Source organism: Streptomyces sp. NPDC051183 (assembly GCF_040682455.1).
Classification (GTDB): Bacteria; Actinomycetota; Actinomycetes; order Streptomycetales; family Streptomycetaceae; genus Streptomyces.
This window is the reverse complement of record NZ_JBFBBA010000029.1, coordinates 58,973-74,326: the sequence shown is the minus strand read 5'-3', so window position 1 is coordinate 74,326 and position 15,354 is coordinate 58,973. Positions and strand designations below refer to the sequence as shown.

14 protein-coding genes and 1 pseudogene are annotated in these 15,354 nt (G+C 71.6%); 10 read left to right on the top strand and 5 right to left on the bottom strand.

Annotation, left to right across the window (positions count from 1 at the left end; genetic code table 11):
- The first annotated feature begins 80 nt into the window (after window positions 1–80).
- The 3 genes from AB0M99_RS24515 to AB0M99_RS24505 all read left to right on the top strand — a co-directional run bounded on the left by AB0M99_RS24515 (window position 81) and on the right by AB0M99_RS24505 (window position 7,206).
- Window positions 81–812 carry a VIT1/CCC1 transporter family protein gene (locus AB0M99_RS24515; RefSeq protein WP_365923826.1) on the top strand — a complete coding sequence of 244 codons (732 nt, stop codon included), beginning with the start codon at window positions 81–83 and terminating at the stop codon, window positions 810–812.
- 375 nt (window positions 813–1,187) lie between these two features.
- The gene (gltB, locus tag AB0M99_RS24510; RefSeq protein ID WP_365923908.1) at window positions 1,188–5,753 is read left to right on the top strand and encodes a glutamate synthase large subunit; all 4,566 of its coding nucleotides are present in this window, start codon (window positions 1,188–1,190) and stop codon (window positions 5,751–5,753) included.
- Entirely contained in the window at window positions 5,746–7,206 is a 1,461-nt protein-coding gene (locus AB0M99_RS24505) for a glutamate synthase subunit beta (protein WP_365923824.1), read from the top strand. The genes gltB and AB0M99_RS24505 overlap by 8 nt, the downstream gene beginning before the upstream one ends.
- Before the next feature lie 137 nt (window positions 7,207–7,343).
- Here the strand turns inward: AB0M99_RS24505 and AB0M99_RS24500 are convergent, their stop codons facing one another.
- Window positions 7,344–8,123, bottom strand: coding sequence for a GntR family transcriptional regulator (locus AB0M99_RS24500; RefSeq protein ID WP_365923822.1), 780 nt, complete (start codon window positions 8,121–8,123; stop codon window positions 7,344–7,346).
- Window positions 8,120–8,662, bottom strand: coding sequence for a UTRA domain-containing protein (locus AB0M99_RS24495; RefSeq protein WP_365923820.1), 543 nt, complete (start codon window positions 8,660–8,662; stop codon window positions 8,120–8,122). Before AB0M99_RS24495 ends, AB0M99_RS24500 begins: the two co-directional genes overlap by 4 nt.
- A 78-nt stretch (window positions 8,663–8,740) precedes the next feature.
- On the opposite strand from AB0M99_RS24495, the gene AB0M99_RS24490 reads away from it, so the two are divergent.
- The 5 genes from AB0M99_RS24490 to AB0M99_RS24470 all read left to right on the top strand — a co-directional run bounded on the left by AB0M99_RS24490 (window position 8,741) and on the right by AB0M99_RS24470 (window position 12,529).
- Entirely contained in the window at window positions 8,741–9,196 is a 456-nt protein-coding gene (locus AB0M99_RS24490; RefSeq protein WP_365923818.1) for an ATP-binding protein, read from the top strand.
- Window positions 9,197–9,343: 147 nt separating this feature from the next.
- The gene (locus AB0M99_RS24485; protein ID WP_365923816.1) at window positions 9,344–9,733 is read left to right on the top strand and encodes a GNAT family N-acetyltransferase; all 390 of its coding nucleotides are present in this window, start codon (window positions 9,344–9,346) and stop codon (window positions 9,731–9,733) included.
- A 65-nt stretch (window positions 9,734–9,798) separates the two neighbouring features.
- The gene (locus AB0M99_RS24480; RefSeq protein ID WP_365923814.1) at window positions 9,799–10,023 is read left to right on the top strand and encodes a hypothetical protein; all 225 of its coding nucleotides are present in this window, start codon (window positions 9,799–9,801) and stop codon (window positions 10,021–10,023) included.
- Entirely contained in the window at window positions 10,020–11,111 is a 1,092-nt protein-coding gene (locus AB0M99_RS24475; RefSeq protein ID WP_365923812.1) for a hypothetical protein, read from the top strand. Before AB0M99_RS24480 ends, AB0M99_RS24475 begins: the two co-directional genes overlap by 4 nt.
- An 83-nt stretch (window positions 11,112–11,194) precedes the next feature.
- Window positions 11,195–12,529, top strand: coding sequence for a DUF1906 domain-containing protein (locus AB0M99_RS24470; protein WP_365923810.1), 1,335 nt, complete (start codon window positions 11,195–11,197; stop codon window positions 12,527–12,529).
- On the opposite strand, the gene AB0M99_RS24465 is transcribed toward AB0M99_RS24470, so the two are convergent.
- The 3 genes and pseudogenes from AB0M99_RS24465 to AB0M99_RS24455 all read right to left on the bottom strand — a co-directional run bounded on the left by AB0M99_RS24465 (window position 12,522) and on the right by AB0M99_RS24455 (window position 14,075).
- Window positions 12,522–13,046 carry a pyridoxamine 5'-phosphate oxidase family protein gene (locus AB0M99_RS24465; RefSeq protein WP_365923808.1) on the bottom strand — a complete coding sequence of 175 codons (525 nt, stop codon included), beginning with the start codon at window positions 13,044–13,046 and terminating at the stop codon, window positions 12,522–12,524. The genes AB0M99_RS24470 and AB0M99_RS24465 overlap by 8 nt on opposite strands.
- A 47-nt stretch (window positions 13,047–13,093) precedes the next feature.
- Window positions 13,094–13,402 (bottom strand): annotated as a pseudogene (locus AB0M99_RS24460) (VWA domain-containing protein); the annotation flags it as partial.
- A gap of 70 nt (window positions 13,403–13,472) precedes the next feature.
- Window positions 13,473–14,075, bottom strand: coding sequence for a PadR family transcriptional regulator (locus AB0M99_RS24455; RefSeq protein ID WP_365923806.1), 603 nt, complete (start codon window positions 14,073–14,075; stop codon window positions 13,473–13,475).
- 98 nt (window positions 14,076–14,173) lie between these two features.
- Here AB0M99_RS24455 and AB0M99_RS24450 point away from each other — a divergent pair, with 98 nt between their 5' ends.
- Together AB0M99_RS24450 and AB0M99_RS24445 are read left to right on the top strand one after the other, a co-directional pair.
- Window positions 14,174–14,902 carry a glucose 1-dehydrogenase gene (locus tag AB0M99_RS24450; protein ID WP_365923804.1) on the top strand — a complete coding sequence of 243 codons (729 nt, stop codon included), beginning with the start codon at window positions 14,174–14,176 and terminating at the stop codon, window positions 14,900–14,902.
- Window positions 14,903–14,995: 93 nt separating this feature from the next.
- On the top strand, window positions 14,996–15,352 hold the full coding sequence (locus tag AB0M99_RS24445) for a hypothetical protein (protein WP_365923802.1): 357 nt from the start codon (window positions 14,996–14,998) through the stop codon (window positions 15,350–15,352).
- Window positions 15,353–15,354: the final 2 nt, after the last annotated feature.

Here is a 15,354-nt window from a genome sequence, read left to right as displayed (position 1 = left end):
TTCAGGGGGAGTGGGTGCCTGCGTGTCGTGCGCGGAGCCGCCTTCGCGTACCCACTCGTACAAAAGGGGAGATATTCGGTATGTCCATCATCGACATCGAAGCGCCGCTGCACACCGCCCACCGCGACAACCACACCCACCGTGACGTCAACGGCGGATGGCTGCGGCCGGCTGTTTTCGGCGCCATGGACGGACTCGTCTCGAACCTCGCCCTGATGACCGGTGTGGCCGGCGGCGCGGTCGCCCCGCACACCATCGTGATCACGGGCCTGGCGGGGCTCGCCGCGGGCGCCTTCTCGATGGCGGCCGGAGAGTACACCTCGGTCGCCTCGCAGCGTGAGCTCGTCCTCGCCGAACTCGACATAGAGCGGCAGCAGTTGCGCAAGCACCCGATCGACGAGATGGAGGAGCTCGCCGAGCTCTACGTCTCGCGCGGCGTCGAGCCGGCGCTGGCCCGCGAGGTGGCCATGCAGCTCTCCCGCGACCCCGAGCAGGCCCTGGAGATCCACGCCCGCGAGGAGCTCGGGATCGACCCCGACGACCTGCCGTCGCCGCTGGTCGCGGCCGTGTCCTCCTTCGGGTCGTTCGCGCTGGGCGCGCTGCTCCCCGTACTGCCGTACCTGCTCGGTGCCACCAGCCTGTGGCCCGCGGTGCTGCTGGCCCTGGTGGGGCTCTTCGCCTGCGGGGCGGTCGTCTCCCGGGTCACCGCCCGGTCCTGGTGGTACAGCGGTCTGCGGCAGCTCGGCCTGGGTGGCGCGGCCGCCGGTGTGACGTACATCCTGGGAACCTGGATCGGTGGAGCCGTAGGCTGACCGCGCTGGGAGTGAGACACTATGCAGTAGGCAACATATTTAGTCAGTTACTCGGCGGTTTCGATCCCAAGTCCGCCGGGCATCAGACCAGGGCGCTGCGGGCAATGAGGCCCACCCGCGTCGGGACCTTCGCCCCGTGACCGGTTCGCCCCACACCTGCGAAAGTCCCCTCTTCCCGCTTCGGGCAGTGTCCGCATGTTGGAATGACATATCCGCTTCTCGGGATAGTCGTCATCATGTAATCTGCACGAAATTTCGCAGAGGGCCAACGTCGTCCCTCGGCTATGCACATATGCCACGACGACGACGGGAGAGCCGATGCGTTCCGCATCCACGCACTCCGCGACCGGCCTCAGCACCACCGCCTGGTCGCCCATGGACGGTCGCCCCGCCCAGCAGGGCATGTACGACCCGCGCAACGAGAAGGACGCCTGTGGCGTCGGTTTCGTGGCGAACCTCACCGGCGAGGCGACCCACACGCTGGTCGAGCAGGCACTGACCGTATTGCGGAACCTTGAGCACCGAGGCGCCACCGGCTCCGAGCCCGACTCGGGCGACGGCGCCGGAATCCTCTCCCAGGTGCCGGACGCCTTCCTGCGCGAGGTCGCCGGCTTCGAGCTCCCCGAGGCCGGCGCGTACGCCGTCGGCATCGCCTTCCTGCCCGCCGACGACTCCGCACAGGCCGTCGCGCAGATCGAGGCCATCGCCGCCGAGGAGAACCTGACGGTCCTCGGCTGGCGCGAGGTCCCGGTCACCCCGGACCTGCTCGGCAACGGCGCCCGCGCCACCATGCCGGCCTTCTCCCAGCTCTTCGTCACCGGGGGCACCTCCCAGACGGAGTCTGGGGGAGGGACGACCGGCATCGAGCTGGACCGCAAGGCCTTCGTGCTGCGCAAGCGCGCCGAGCGCGAGGCCGGGGTCTACTTCCCGTCGCTCTCCGCCCGCACCATCGTCTACAAGGGCATGCTGACCACCGGCCAGCTGGAGCCCTTCTTCCCGGACCTCTCCGACCGCCGCTTCGCGTCGACGCTGGCCCTGGTCCACTCGCGGTTCTCGACGAACACCTTCCCGTCCTGGCCGCTCGCCCACCCGTACCGCTTCGTCGCGCACAACGGCGAGATCAACACGGTCAAGGGCAACCGCAACTGGATGAAGGCCCGCGAGTCCCAGCTGGCGTCGGAGGCCTTCGGCGAGGGCGCACTGGACCGGATCTTCCCGATCTGCACCCCGGACGCCTCCGACTCCGCGTCCTTCGACGAGGTCCTGGAGCTGCTCCACCTCGGCGGCCGCTCCCTGCCGCACAGCGTGCTGATGATGATCCCCGAGGCGTGGGAGAACCACACCTCGATGGACCCGGCCCGCCGCGCGTTCTACAAGTACCACTCCACGCAGATGGAGCCCTGGGACGGCCCGGCCTGCGTCACCTTCACCGACGGCACCCAGGTCGGCGCGGTCCTCGACCGCAACGGTCTGCGCCCCGGCCGCTACTGGGTCACCGACGACGGCCTCGTCGTCCTCGGCTCCGAGGTCGGCGTGCTCGACATCGACCCGGCCAAGGTCGTCCGCAAGGGCCGCCTGCAGCCCGGCAAGATGTTCCTCGTCGACACCGCCCAGAAGCGGATCATCGAGGACGACGAGATCAAGAACGAGCTGGCCGCCGCCGCCCCGTACGCGGAGTGGCTGGAGACCGGCGAGATCGAGCTGTCGGACCTGCCCGAGCGCGAGCACATCGTCCACACCCACGCCTCGGTCACCCGCCGCCAGCAGACCTTCGGCTACACCGAGGAAGAGCTGCGCATCATCCTCGCGCCGATGGCCCGTACCGCGGGCGAGCCGCTCGGCTCCATGGGTACGGACTCCCCGATCGCGGCGCTGTCCGAGCGCCCGCGACTGCTTTTCGACTACTTCACCCAGCTCTTCGCGCAGGTCACCAACCCGCCGCTGGACGCCATCCGCGAGGAGCTCGTCACCTCGCTGCTGTCCTCGCTCGGCCCCCAGGGCAACCTGCTGGAGTCGACCGCCGCGTCCTGCCGCAGCGTCACGCTGCCCTTCCCGGTGATCGACAACGACGAGCTCGCGAAGCTGATACACGTCAACGCCGACGGCGACATGCCGGGCATGAAGGCGGCCACCCTCTCGGGCCTCTACCGGGTCTCGGGCGGCGGCGACGCGCTGGCCGCTCGGATCGAGGAGATCCGCGCAGAGGCCGATGCGGCCATCGAGAACGGCGCCCGCCTGATCGTCCTCTCGGACCGCCACTCGGACGCCGAGCACGCGCCGATCCCGTCGCTGCTGCTCACCTCCGCCGTGCACCACCACCTCATCGCCACCAAGCAGCGCACCCAGGTGGGTCTGCTGGTCGAGGCCGGCGACGTGCGCGAGGTCCACCACGTCGCGCTGCTCATCGGCTACGGCGCGGCCGCGGTCAACCCGTACCTCGCCATGGAGTCCGTCGAGGACCTGCTGCGCGCGGGCACCTTCCTGTCCGGCCTGGAGCCGGAGCAGGCCATCAAGAACCTGATCTACGCGCTCGGCAAGGGCGTCCTGAAGGTCATGTCCAAGATGGGCATCTCCACCGTCGCCTCCTACCGCGGCGCCCAGGTCTTCGAGGCCGTCGGCCTGAACGAGGAGTTCGTCGAGACCTACTTCAACGGCACCGCCACCAAGATCGGCGGCGCCGGCCTGGACGTCGTCGCCAAGGAGGTGGCCGCCCGCCACGCCAAGGCGTACCCGGCCTCCGGCATCGCGGCCACGCACCGCGCGCTGGAGATCGGCGGCGAGTACCAGTGGCGCCGCGAGGGCGAGCCGCACCTGTTCGACCCGGAGACGGTCTTCCGCCTCCAGCACGCCACCCGCAACCGCCGGTACGACATCTTCAAGCAGTACACGGACCGGGTGAACGAGCAGTCCGAGCGCCTGATGACGCTCCGCGGCCTCTTCGGCTTCAACACCGAGGCCCGGCCGGCCGTCTCCATCGACGAGGTCGAGTCGGTCGCCGACATCGTCAAGCGCTTCTCCACCGGCGCCATGTCGTACGGCTCCATCTCCAAGGAGGCGCACGAGACCCTCGCCATCGCCATGAACCAGCTGGGCGCCAAGTCCAACACCGGTGAGGGCGGCGAGGACCCGGACCGCCTGTACGACCCGGCGCGCCGCTCCTCCATCAAGCAGGTCGCCTCCGGCCGCTTCGGCGTCACGAGCGAGTACCTGGTCAACGCGGACGACATCCAGATCAAGATGGCGCAGGGCGCCAAGCCCGGCGAGGGCGGCCAGCTGCCCGGCCACAAGGTCTACCCGTGGGTCGCCAAGACCCGGCACTCCACCCCGGGCGTCGGCCTGATCTCCCCGCCGCCGCACCACGACATCTACTCCATCGAGGACCTGGCTCAGCTGATCCACGACCTCAAGAACGCCAACCCGGTCGCCCGCATCCACGTGAAGCTGGTCTCCGAGGTCGGCGTCGGCACGGTCGCGGCGGGCGTCTCCAAGGCCCACGCGGACGTCGTCCTCATCTCCGGCCACGACGGCGGTACGGGCGCCTCCCCGCTCACCTCCCTCAAGCACGCGGGCGGCCCCTGGGAGCTCGGCCTCGCCGAGACCCAGCAGACCCTGCTGCTCAACGGGCTGCGCGACCGCATCGTGGTCCAGACGGACGGCCAGCTCAAGACCGGCCGCGACGTCGTCATCGCCGCGCTGCTCGGCGCCGAGGAGTTCGGTTTCGCGACCGCGCCGCTCGTCGTCTCCGGCTGCGTCATGATGCGCGTCTGCCACCTGGACACCTGCCCGGTCGGCATCGCCACGCAGAACCCGGTCCTGCGCGACCGCTTCTCCGGCAAGCCGGAGTTCGTCGTCAACTTCTTCGAGTTCATCGCGGAGGAGGTGCGCGAGCTCCTCGCCGAGCTGGGCTTCCGCTCGATCGAGGAGGCCGTCGGCCACGCCGAGCTGCTCGACACCAGCAAGGCCGTCACGCACTGGAAGGCGCAGGGCCTCGACCTGGAGCCGCTCTTCTACGTGCCGGAGCTGCCCGAGGGCGCGGTCCGCCACGCCCTGATCGAGCAGGACCACGGTCTGGCCAAGGCCCTCGACAACGAGCTCATCGAGCTCGCCGCCGACGCGCTGAGCGCCGACTCCGCCGAGACCGCCCAGCCGGTCCGCGCGCAGGTCGCGATCCGCAACATCAACCGGACCGTCGGCACCATGCTCGGCCACCAGGTCACCAAGAAGTTCGGTGGCGCGGGCCTGCCCGACAACACCATCGACCTGACCTTCACGGGCAGCGCCGGCCAGTCCTTCGGCGCCTTCCTGCCGAGCGGCATCACCCTGCGCCTGGAGGGCGACGCCAACGACTACGTCGGCAAGGGCCTCTCCGGCGGCCGGATCGTGGTCCGCCCGGACCGCGGCGCCGACCACCTCGCCGAGTACTCCACCATCGCCGGCAACACCATCGGCTACGGAGCCACCGGCGGCGAGATGTTCCTGCGCGGCCGCACCGGCGAGCGCTTCTGCGTCCGCAACTCCGGCGCGCTGGTCGTCTCGGAAGGCGTGGGCGACCACGGCTGCGAGTACATGACCGGTGGCCACGCGGTCGTCCTCGGCGAGACGGGCCGCAACTTCGCGGCCGGCATGTCGGGCGGCGTCGCGTACGTCATCGACCTCGACCCGAACAACGTCAACGTCGGCAACGCCGGTGCCGTCGAGACCGGGCTGTCCGACACGGACAAGCAGTGGCTGCACGATGTGGTGCGCCGCCACGAGGAGGAGACCGGCTCGACCGTGGCCGCGAAGCTCCTGGCTGACTGGTCCGTCGCGGTGGACCGCTTCAGCAAGATCATCCCGACCACGTACAAGGCAGTGCTCGCCGCCAAGGACGCCGCTGAGCTGGCCGGACTCTCGGAGTCCGAGACCACCGAGAAGATGATGGAGGCGGCGACCAATGGCTGACCCGAAGGGCTTCCTCACCACCCCGCGCGAGACCGCCTGCACCCGTCCCGTGGCCGACAGGCTGAAGGACTGGAACGAGGTCTACGTTCCGGGCTCGCTGCTCCCGATCATCAGCAAGCAGGCCGGCCGCTGCATGGACTGCGGCATCCCGTTCTGCCACAACGGCTGTCCGCTCGGGAACCTGATCCCGGAGTGGAACGACTTCGCGTACCGCGAGGACTGGTCGGCGGCGTCGGAGCGGCTGCACGCGACGAACAACTTCCCGGAGTTCACGGGACGCCTCTGCCCCGCACCGTGCGAGTCGGCGTGCGTCCTCGGCATCAACCAGCCGGCCGTCACGATCAAGAACGTCGAAGTCTCGATCATCGACAAGGCGTGGGACAACGGCAACGTCACCCCGCAGCCGCCGGAGCGCCTGTCCGGCAAGACCGTCGCCGTCATCGGCTCCGGTCCGGCGGGCCTGGCGGCCGCGCAGCAGCTGACGCGGGCCGGCCACACGGTCGCCGTGTACGAGCGGGCCGACCGCATCGGCGGCCTCCTGCGGTACGGCATCCCCGAGTTCAAGATGGAGAAGGTGCACATCAACCGCCGCATCGAGCAGATGCGCGCGGAGGGCACCAAGTTCCGTACGGGCGTGGAGATCGGCCGCGACCTGGACGCCGTACAGCTGCGCAAGCGCTACGACGCCGTCGTGATCGCGGCGGGCGCCACCGTCTCCCGCGACCTGCCGGTCCCGGGACGCGACCTGCGCGGGATCCACTTCGCGATGGAGTACCTCCCCCTCGCGAACAAGGTCCAGGAGGGCGACTTCGTGGCGCCCCCCATCACGGCCGAGGGCAAGCACGTGGTCGTCATCGGCGGTGGCGACACCGGCGCGGACTGCGTGGGCACCGCCCACCGCCAGGGCGCGGCCTCGGTCACGCAGCTGGAGATCATGCCGAAGCCGTCCGAGGACCGTCCCACGGGACAGCCCTGGCCGACGTTCCCCATGCTGTACAAGGTCACCTCGGCGCACGAGGAGGGCGGCGAGCGGGTCTACTCCGTCTCCACCACCCACTTCGAGGGCGACGAGGACGGCAACGTCCAGGCCCTGCACCTGGTCGAGGTCGAGTTCGTCGACGGCAAGCTCGTCCAGAAGCCCGGCACCGAGCGCGTCCTCCCCGCGCAACTGGTCACCCTGGCGATGGGCTTCACCGGCACGGACCAGGAGAACGGTCTGGTCCAGCAGTTCGGCCTGGCCCTGGACGCGCGCGGCAACATCGAGCGCGACGCCTCCTACGCGACCAACGTCGACGGCGTCTTCGTCGCCGGTGACGCGGGCCGCGGCCAGTCGCTCATCGTGTGGGCCATCGCGGAGGGCCGCTCGGCCGCCCGCGGCGTGGACCGCTTCCTGACCGGCACCAGCGCCCTGCCGTACCCCGTCAAGCCGACGGACCGCTCGCTGACGGTCTGACGACCGCCGCCCCCTCCCCGCGCCCGGCGCGGGGAGGACCCCTCATACGGTCCGCACAACGACGTGCGGAATTCTGACACCGCGCCCGCCATGTCCCCGACCAGGGATGGCGGGCGCGGTGGCGTTCCGGGGCCCAGCTACTCGGCGGCGAACCCGTACCGCAGCTCGTACAGGTGCCCCGCCTTCACCATGACGGTGACCTCGACGGGGAGTTCACCGTCGCCGTACACAGTGCGCAGAGTCCGCAGCACCGGAAGGTCTCCGGGCAGCCGCAGCGCCGTGTACTGCTCCTGCGTCGCGACCCGAGCGGAGACCCGGTCCACGCTGCGGCGGGGCGGAAAGCCGAGTTCCGCCAGCAGCGTCGGGGTCCCGCCGCGGATCCGGCGCGGCTCGGCCAGGGCGGTGCCGCGAGCGATGTCCGGCGGGTAGTACGAGCACACCAGCTCGGCGGGCTCGTCGTCGATGCTGATCAGCTGACGGCGGCACACGGCCGGGCTCCCTTCCGGGCGGCCGAGCGCGAAGGCGACGTCGCCGACGACCGGCGCCTCTCCGACCGCCAGCAGCGTGGTGCGAGCGGGCGACTGCCGGTCGGCGGCACCGGCGAGCCAGGGGTAAGCGCCCCCGTCCGGCGCCGGCGCGAGGGAACCCGATGGACGGACGGTCCGCTGCCGGTTCTCCCGTACGGTCACTGCCGACCCGGCGCGGCCGAGCGCCAAGCCCTCGTCCTTCAGGAGCTGAACGGCCTTCTGGATCGTGGCGTTGGAGGCGTCGAAACGGGACTTCAGCCGGGCGGTTGAGGGGAGCTTGGCTCCCGGCGCGAGGCCGCCGCTCATGATCTCGTCGCGCAGATCGGCGGCGATGCGGGCGTGCAGCGGCCGTGGATCGAGCCCCTCGGCTTCGGAACTGGGCAAGGTCATCCGATCCTGATCTCGTACCGCAACTGCTGGCGTCCGGCCGGCATGACCATCAGGTCCGCCTGGAGCGCGCGGTCCACCGAGTCGTAGGTCGTGCGGGCGAGTTGAAGTACCGGTTCACCCGACCCGAGGCGCAGTCGCTCGCACTCCTCGACGCCGGGCATCCTCGCCGTCACGTTCTCGACGACCCGTACGCCGACGTGCCCGAGGGCGGCGAGCAGTGTCACGGCGCCACCGCGGATCTTCGCCGTGCCGGCCAGCGGTGTGCCGGCGGCGATGTCCGCGGGGTAGTAGGTGTCGGTCAATTCGGTCGGCTCACCGTCGAGTTCGATGACCCTGCGACGCACCACCACAGTGCTCGACTCGGCCAAGCCGAGCATCCCGGCCACCTCGGGTGGGGCCGTGACCTCTGCCGCGTGCAGGATGCGCTGCCCGCCCCGGCGCCCAGCGGCCGCGGCCTCCTCGGTCCACGCGTCACTGTCGCCGGCGGCGCGGGGCGCCAGGTACGGCATCGACGTACTGGTCCACCCGCTGCCGCTCACGATGCCTCCTGCGCGTCCGATTCCCCTTGCGGTCCTCCACGTTAAGCGACTCCCTCGCCTGAACCTACTCTGAAAACCTTGCTGCTTTTCGCGAATAGCGATACGTTCTGTAAGGCCTTGGAGACTCAGCGTCAAGGCGGTGGGGTGACTGTGACCTTGTGTCGGCAGCAGCGATTCCAGCGGGCGCGCACCTCGGTGCGTGCGGCCCGCCAGTTCGTGGGTGACGTGCTTGCTGAATGGGGTGTGTTCGAGCGGCGGGATGACATCCGGCTCTGCGTCTCCGAGCTTGCTGCGAACGCCGTACTGCACGGCGTCCCACTCGGGCGCGAGTTCTTGGTGCGGATGGTTTGGGAAGGGCAGATCCTCTGGATCGAGGTGCGCGACAGCGGGCCGGGCTGCCCCGTCGTGCAGCGGCCCGGGGCGGATGTGCAGGGTGGCCGAGGGTTGTGGCTGGTGACCGAGCTCGCGGACGAGTTCGAGATCCGCGATGAGGGCGTGGGCAAGTCGGCGTGCGCTGCTTTCAAGTTGGCGTGAGTGCGAGCCGGGGTGTCGGTGCGGGCTGCCGTCGTACCCGGTCGGCGGGGCGGCGGGGGGTGAGGGGATAGTGGGGCCGTGGACATAGAGGTGAGAGCTGCGCGGGGCGGGGATGTTGATGTCGTCGCCGAGTTGAGGGCCGTTGTCATGCGGGACGATCTGGAGCGGCTCGGGCGGTATGACGAGGTGCGGGTGCGGCAGCGGCTGCGGGAGGGGTTCTCGGCGGCGCACTCGTCGGTCATCGTGATCGACGGGGCGGTCGCGGGGTCCGTGACCGTGCGGCCCGCCGGGGGCGGGCTGGTGGTGGAGCACCTGTACCTGGATCCGCGCCACCAGGGGCGGGGCGTAGGGTCCCGGGTGCTGCGCGGGGTGTTGGAGCGGGCCGACGCCGAGGGGGTGGACGTACGCCTGACCGTGCTGCGTGGGAGCGCGGCGCGGGGGCTCTACGAGCGGCACGGGTTCGTCGTGGAGGACGAGGACGCCGTCGACGTGCACATGGTGCGGGCCGCGGTACCGCTACCCGCGAGTATTGACTAATAGTCAATACAGGACCACGCTCAGGGCGAGCCGAAGTCGTCGTCTCTCGTGTGGGAGGTCATCCCGTGGGTGTCGATCAGGAACTGGGCCGGTTGCAAGCGGAGTTGGGCGGTGCCACGCCTCCCGGGTCTTTCGTCGGGCTGCCCGCCGGGGAGTTGGCGCGGCTCGCCCGGGCGCTGAAGGCCGAGCGCGCCCGGCAGGCCGACGGCCTGAACGAGGCCGCCGAGGAAGCGCTCAAGCTGGTGCCCGCCCTCGCGCGCGGCGCCGTACGCAAGGTGCTGTTCCGGTGAGCCGGGCCGAAGTGGAGAAGGTCGCCAGGCTGCTCGGCGCGGCCCCCGCCGAGCTCGCCTTCCTGGGCGGGCTGCCCGAGGCGGACGTACGGGCCTTCCGGGAGCAGGTCACCGCCGTGCTGAGCGACCGGGCGCCCGAGATGCTCGACCGGATCGCCGCCGCGACCAAACTGGTGCCGGCCGGGGTCGCGGCCGCCATCTCGCAGAAGGCACTGGGCCCCGGACTGGCGGCCGCGGTCGCCGGCCGGCTGGAGGCCGCCCGCGCCGCCGACATCATCGCCAAGCTGCCCGTCTCCTTCACCGCGGAATCGTGCGCCCACCTCGACCCGAGGAGGATCGCCGGGATCGTGGACCGGCTCGACGACGGGCTCGTCGTACGGATCGCCGTCGTCCTGGCGGAACGGGGCGACCACCTCACCATGGGGCGGTTCGTCGGCCACCTGCGCGACCAGGTCCTCGGCCGGATCCTTGAACAGGTCAGCGACACCGCCGTCCTGCGCGCCGGGTTCTACGTGGACCTGCCCGAGCGGCTGCCGCGGATCCTGGAACTCATGGGCGACGACCGGCTCGGCTCGGTCGTCCGGGCCGCCGCCGCAGGCGGCCTCTGGGAGGAGGCCCTCGCCGTCGCGGCCATGGTCGGCGGCGCCCAGCGGCTGCGGATCGCCCAGCTCACCGCCCGCCTCGACGGGGCCGAGCTCGATTCGCTCGTGCGGGTGACGCACGCCGAGGGGCTGTGGGAGACGCTGCTGCCGCTCGTCGCCCTGCTCGGCGAGGAGGACCGGCTCGCCGTCGCCCGCCTCGACTCGCTTCGCGACCCGGAGGTGCTGGCCGGGGTCGTACGGGCCGTCGTGGCGACCGCGCTGTGGGGGGAGTTCCTCCCGCTGGTCGGCGTACTGCCCGAAGACGCGCGGAAGGTGGTGGCGGACGCCGCCGCCGGACTGGGCGACACCGAGCTGGACGCCCTCGTCCGCGAGGTCGACAAACAGGACCTGTGGGAACTGGTCCTGCCCCTCGTCGAACTCATGGAGGAGTCGGGCAAGGAGCGGATCTTCGCCCTCCCCGCCTTCGCCGACCAGCACGGCGGCTAGGCCGGACGGCTAGGCCGGACGGGCCATCCGCGGGGCTCCTCACCGCAGTTGAGGGGCCCCGCCGTCTGGTAACAGTGGGTCACATGCCCTCCCGTACGCTGCTCCGCTGCCTGCTGGGCGCCGCCCTGCTGGTCCCCTCCGCGGCCGCCGTCGCCGCCGTCCCGGCCCGCACCGCCCCCGACGACGAAGGCCGCACCGTCGACTACCGCGGCCTGCGCCTCTCCGTCCCCGCCGACTGGCGCATCGTCGACCTCGACCGCAACCCCGGCGCCTGCCTGCGCCTCGACCTGCCCACCCTGTACCTCGGGCACGCCGGCGCCCAGAGCGAGTGCGCCACCGGGCGCGCCGTCGCCGACCGCGCCGACACCCTGCACCTGGAGCCCCTCGACGGCGCCCCGCCGCGCGCCGACGTCCCCACCCTCGGCGTCGACGGCGGGGACGCACTGCCCCCGGCCCGGGGCGACAGCCACGAGCTGAGGTACGCCCTGCACCGCTCCGGGGTGATGGCCACCGTCTCGTACGGGGTCGCGCCCGACGCGGTACGAGCGGTCCTGGAGCGGGGCCGCGCGGCATGGGCCGCCGCCCCGGGCCCGCGCCCGGGCCCGCGCCCCGGCCCGCGCCCGGCACCGCGCCCCGTCGTCGCCGAGCCGGCCGTCGCCGCCGGACCGGGCCCCCGTACCGCCCAGGAGCCCTTCCTCGGCGAGGGCTTCGACGCCTGCACCGCCCCCACTCAGCGCTCGATGGACACCTGGCGGGCCGAGTCGCCCTTCGGAGCGATCGGTGTCTACATCGGCGGCCGCGCCCGGGCCTGCGCCCAGCCGCAGCTCACCGCCGGCTGGGTCAGCCGCCAGACCGCGGCGGGCTGGCACCAGATGCCGATCTGGGTCGGCCCGCAGCCCTGGCGCAGCAGCAGCACCGGCCTGCCCTCCGACCCCTCCCGGGCCAACGACCAGGGCCGGGCCGAGGCCGAGGGCGCCGTGGACGCGGCCCGGAACCTGGGCCTGGCGGAGGGCACGGTCCTCTACAACGACCTGGAGAACTACACGGACCGCGCGACCTGGGACGCCCCCGTCGTCGCCTACCTCACGGCCTGGACGGTCCGGCTGCACGAGCTGGGCTACCGCGCGGCGGCCTCCGTCTCGGCGAGCTCGGGCGCCAAGGCGCTGAGCGCCCACTACGAGCAGGCCCCCGAGGCCATGCCGGACGTGCTCTGGGTGGCCCGCTGGAACGGCTCGGCCTCCGTCAGCGACGCCGACATGGGCCTGCCCGGGGGCACCCGGCAATGGGCCGGCCCGCGCCGCGCCCACCAGTTCCGCGGAGACCACGACGCCTCCTACGGCGGGGTCACGATCAACATCGACCGCAACTGGGTCGACGTCACCCCCGCCGCGTTCGGCGCCGCCGGCCCCCTCAGCTGACGGGTCCCGCGGGAGCGGGGTCCTCCCGCGGCGGCTCGTCGTCATCGCCCCGGCGGACGGTGCGCATCCCGTGCGCCGGGGTCCACGAGGTGACCACCAGGTCGTCGCCCTCGACGCCGACGCGGACCACCTCCGTCAGGTCCGCGTGGAAGAGGTGGAACGGATGCGGGGAATCCGTCTCCTCCGCGTAGCGGTGCAGTTCGGGCGGGTCGACGATCTCCACCGCGAGCCCGGAGATCCGTACGTCCCCGTCCGGCATGGTCTCGCCCTCGCCGGGGTTGCTGTGCAGCGCGAAGCGCGGGTCGCGCTGCAGGTCCTTGGCCTTCATCGACCCCTGCATCATGCCGAGCCACAGTTCACCGCCACGGATGTCGACGTTCAGCCCGGTCACCCGCGGGGAGCCGTCCTTGCGCAGGGTGGCGAGCACGTGGTGGGGGTACTGCGCGAAGCGGGCCCGGACCGCCGCCGCGAACTCCGGCTCCGCCTTCTCGAAGGACGCCCAGTTGTTCTTCGTCATGCCCCCATGAAAGCGCCTGGCCCCGGCGTCGGCCGCTCAGGCGCGCGTCACGCGGGCACGATCCCCGCCGCCCGCCCGCCCGCCCGCCCGCCCGCCCGCGCCGCCGCCGGCCAGGACGGGAACTCCGCGACCAGTCGGTCGTACAGCACCGTGTCCGGAACGGTCCGCGGGTCGGCGCCCGCGTGGAAGTAGCCCGCGTTGTCCACCGGGCGCCTGGCGGGGACGGGCAGTTCGTCCAGCCGGCGCAGGAAGTCGAACTGGGTGCTGCGCGTGTTGCCGAAGCCGATGAACTGCCAGAACAGCGGCAGCCGGGCCGCCTTGCACAGGTACTTCTCCGCGGCGAGCTTGTTGACGGGTCTCTTGGATCTTGCGGAGATCTGTCGCGCTGCCCGTCATGGACCCCCGAGCGTACGAGGAAGCGCGGGTTCAGGGGCGTTCTTCGCCCGGCTCGGTGGGCTCGGCAGCCGTCAGGGCCTCGATGTCCTCCAGCATGGCGGCCGCGAGGTCGCGCTCGGAGGCGTAGTGGCGCTCGGCCCACTTGAGGGTGAGCGCCGAGTACGCCCACGCCGCCTCGCCCTTCGCGCTCTCCGCGTCGGCCACCGCCCGGCGGCGCATGTCCTCCGCGTACTCCTGGTGCCGTACGAGGACCTCGCGCATCTGCTCCGGCTCCAGCAGGTGGCCGAGCCACAGCCGAAGCATCGGCCCGTGCTTGAGCACCGGCGGGTCGACTGGCGCCCCGCGCGCCCATTCCCGTACGGCTGCCATGCCCTCGTCCGTGATCCGGTAGACGCGCTTGTCGCGGGTGCCGGACTCCTGGGCGACCGTCCGGGAGGAGGCGTAGCCGGCCTGCTCCAGGCGCTTGAGCTCGCTGTAGATCTGGCTGAAGGACGGGCTCCAGTAGAAGAAGCGCAGCGATCCATCCGCCCACTTCTTCAGGTCGTAGCCGGAGAGCTCCTCACCGAAGGAGAGCAGTCCGAGCACCGCCCAGCCGGTCGCGGGGAGCGTGCGCCTGTTCGTCTCGTCTGCCACGCAGCGCAGTCTATGGCCGGTGTGAGCAATGCCCCTTCCTCCGAAGAGATATGACTGCTAGAAATATTTCTAATCAGAATATCCGGGAGGGTGGAGCCGTGATCTCACTGGCGGGCAAGGTCGTCGTCATCACCGGCGCCGGTCGCGGCCAGGGCGCGGCGGAGGCCCGGCTGTGCGCGCAGGCCGGCGCACGGGTGGTGGTCACCGACGTACGGGAGGACGAGGGCCGGGCGGTCGCGGCCGAACTCGGCGACCAGGGGCTGTTCGTACGGCACGACGTGGCCGACGGGGCGAGCTGGGCGGAGGTCGTACGGGAGGCCGTGCGCGCCTTCGGCACGGTCTCGGCGCTGGTCAACAACGCGGCGCTGTGGCGCACGGCCCACGTCGAGCAGCAGCGGCTCGCGGACTTCGAGGAACTGCTGCGGGTCAACCTGCTCGGACCGTTCCTCGGCATCCAGGCGGTGGCTCCGCTGCTGCGGGCGGCCGGCGGCGGCTCGATCGTGAACATCTCCAGCACGGCGGGGCTCGTCGGCATCCCGGGCCACGCGGCGTACGGGTCGGCCAAGTTCGGGCTCCGCGGGCTGACCCGGTCGGCGGCGCTGGACCTGGCGGGCGACCGGATCCGGGTCAACTCGGTGCACCCGGGGGCGGTCGACACCCCCATGGTGGCCGCGGCGGTCGCGGGCCGGGACTGGTCGCACGTCCCGCTGGGCCGGATGGGACGGCCGGAGGAGGTCGGGGAACTGGTCCTCTTCCTCTGCTCGGACGCGTCCTCGTACGTGACGGGCGCGGAGTTCGCGGTGGACGGCGGCATGACGACCGGCTGACGACGGGCAGGCGACCGCGGCACTGCCCGTCCCGTCCTCGCCCTCGCCATATCCGCTGGCCAGGGCCCCTCCCCACGCCGTAGCGTCCTGCGCATGTCCACGACCCCGACCCCGACCACCACCCTCTGGCGCCCGACGGGCCCCGTCGAGCTCGACCTCGTCCGCGCCCTCGACTTCCGGGCCTGGCCGCCGCGGCTGCCCGAGCAGCCGATCTTCTATCCCGTCCTCAACGAGGACTACGCGATCCGCATCGCCCGCGACTGGAACGTCAAGCACGACGGCGCGGGTTTCGTGACGCGCTTCGAGGTCGACACCGCCTTCCTGTCGCGCTACCCGGTCCAGCAGGCCGGCGGCGAGACGATCCTGGAGCTGTGGGTCCCGGCGGAGGAGCTGGACGAGCTCAACGCGCACATCGTGGGCCGGATCGAGGTCGTGCGCGAGTTCCGCTGAAA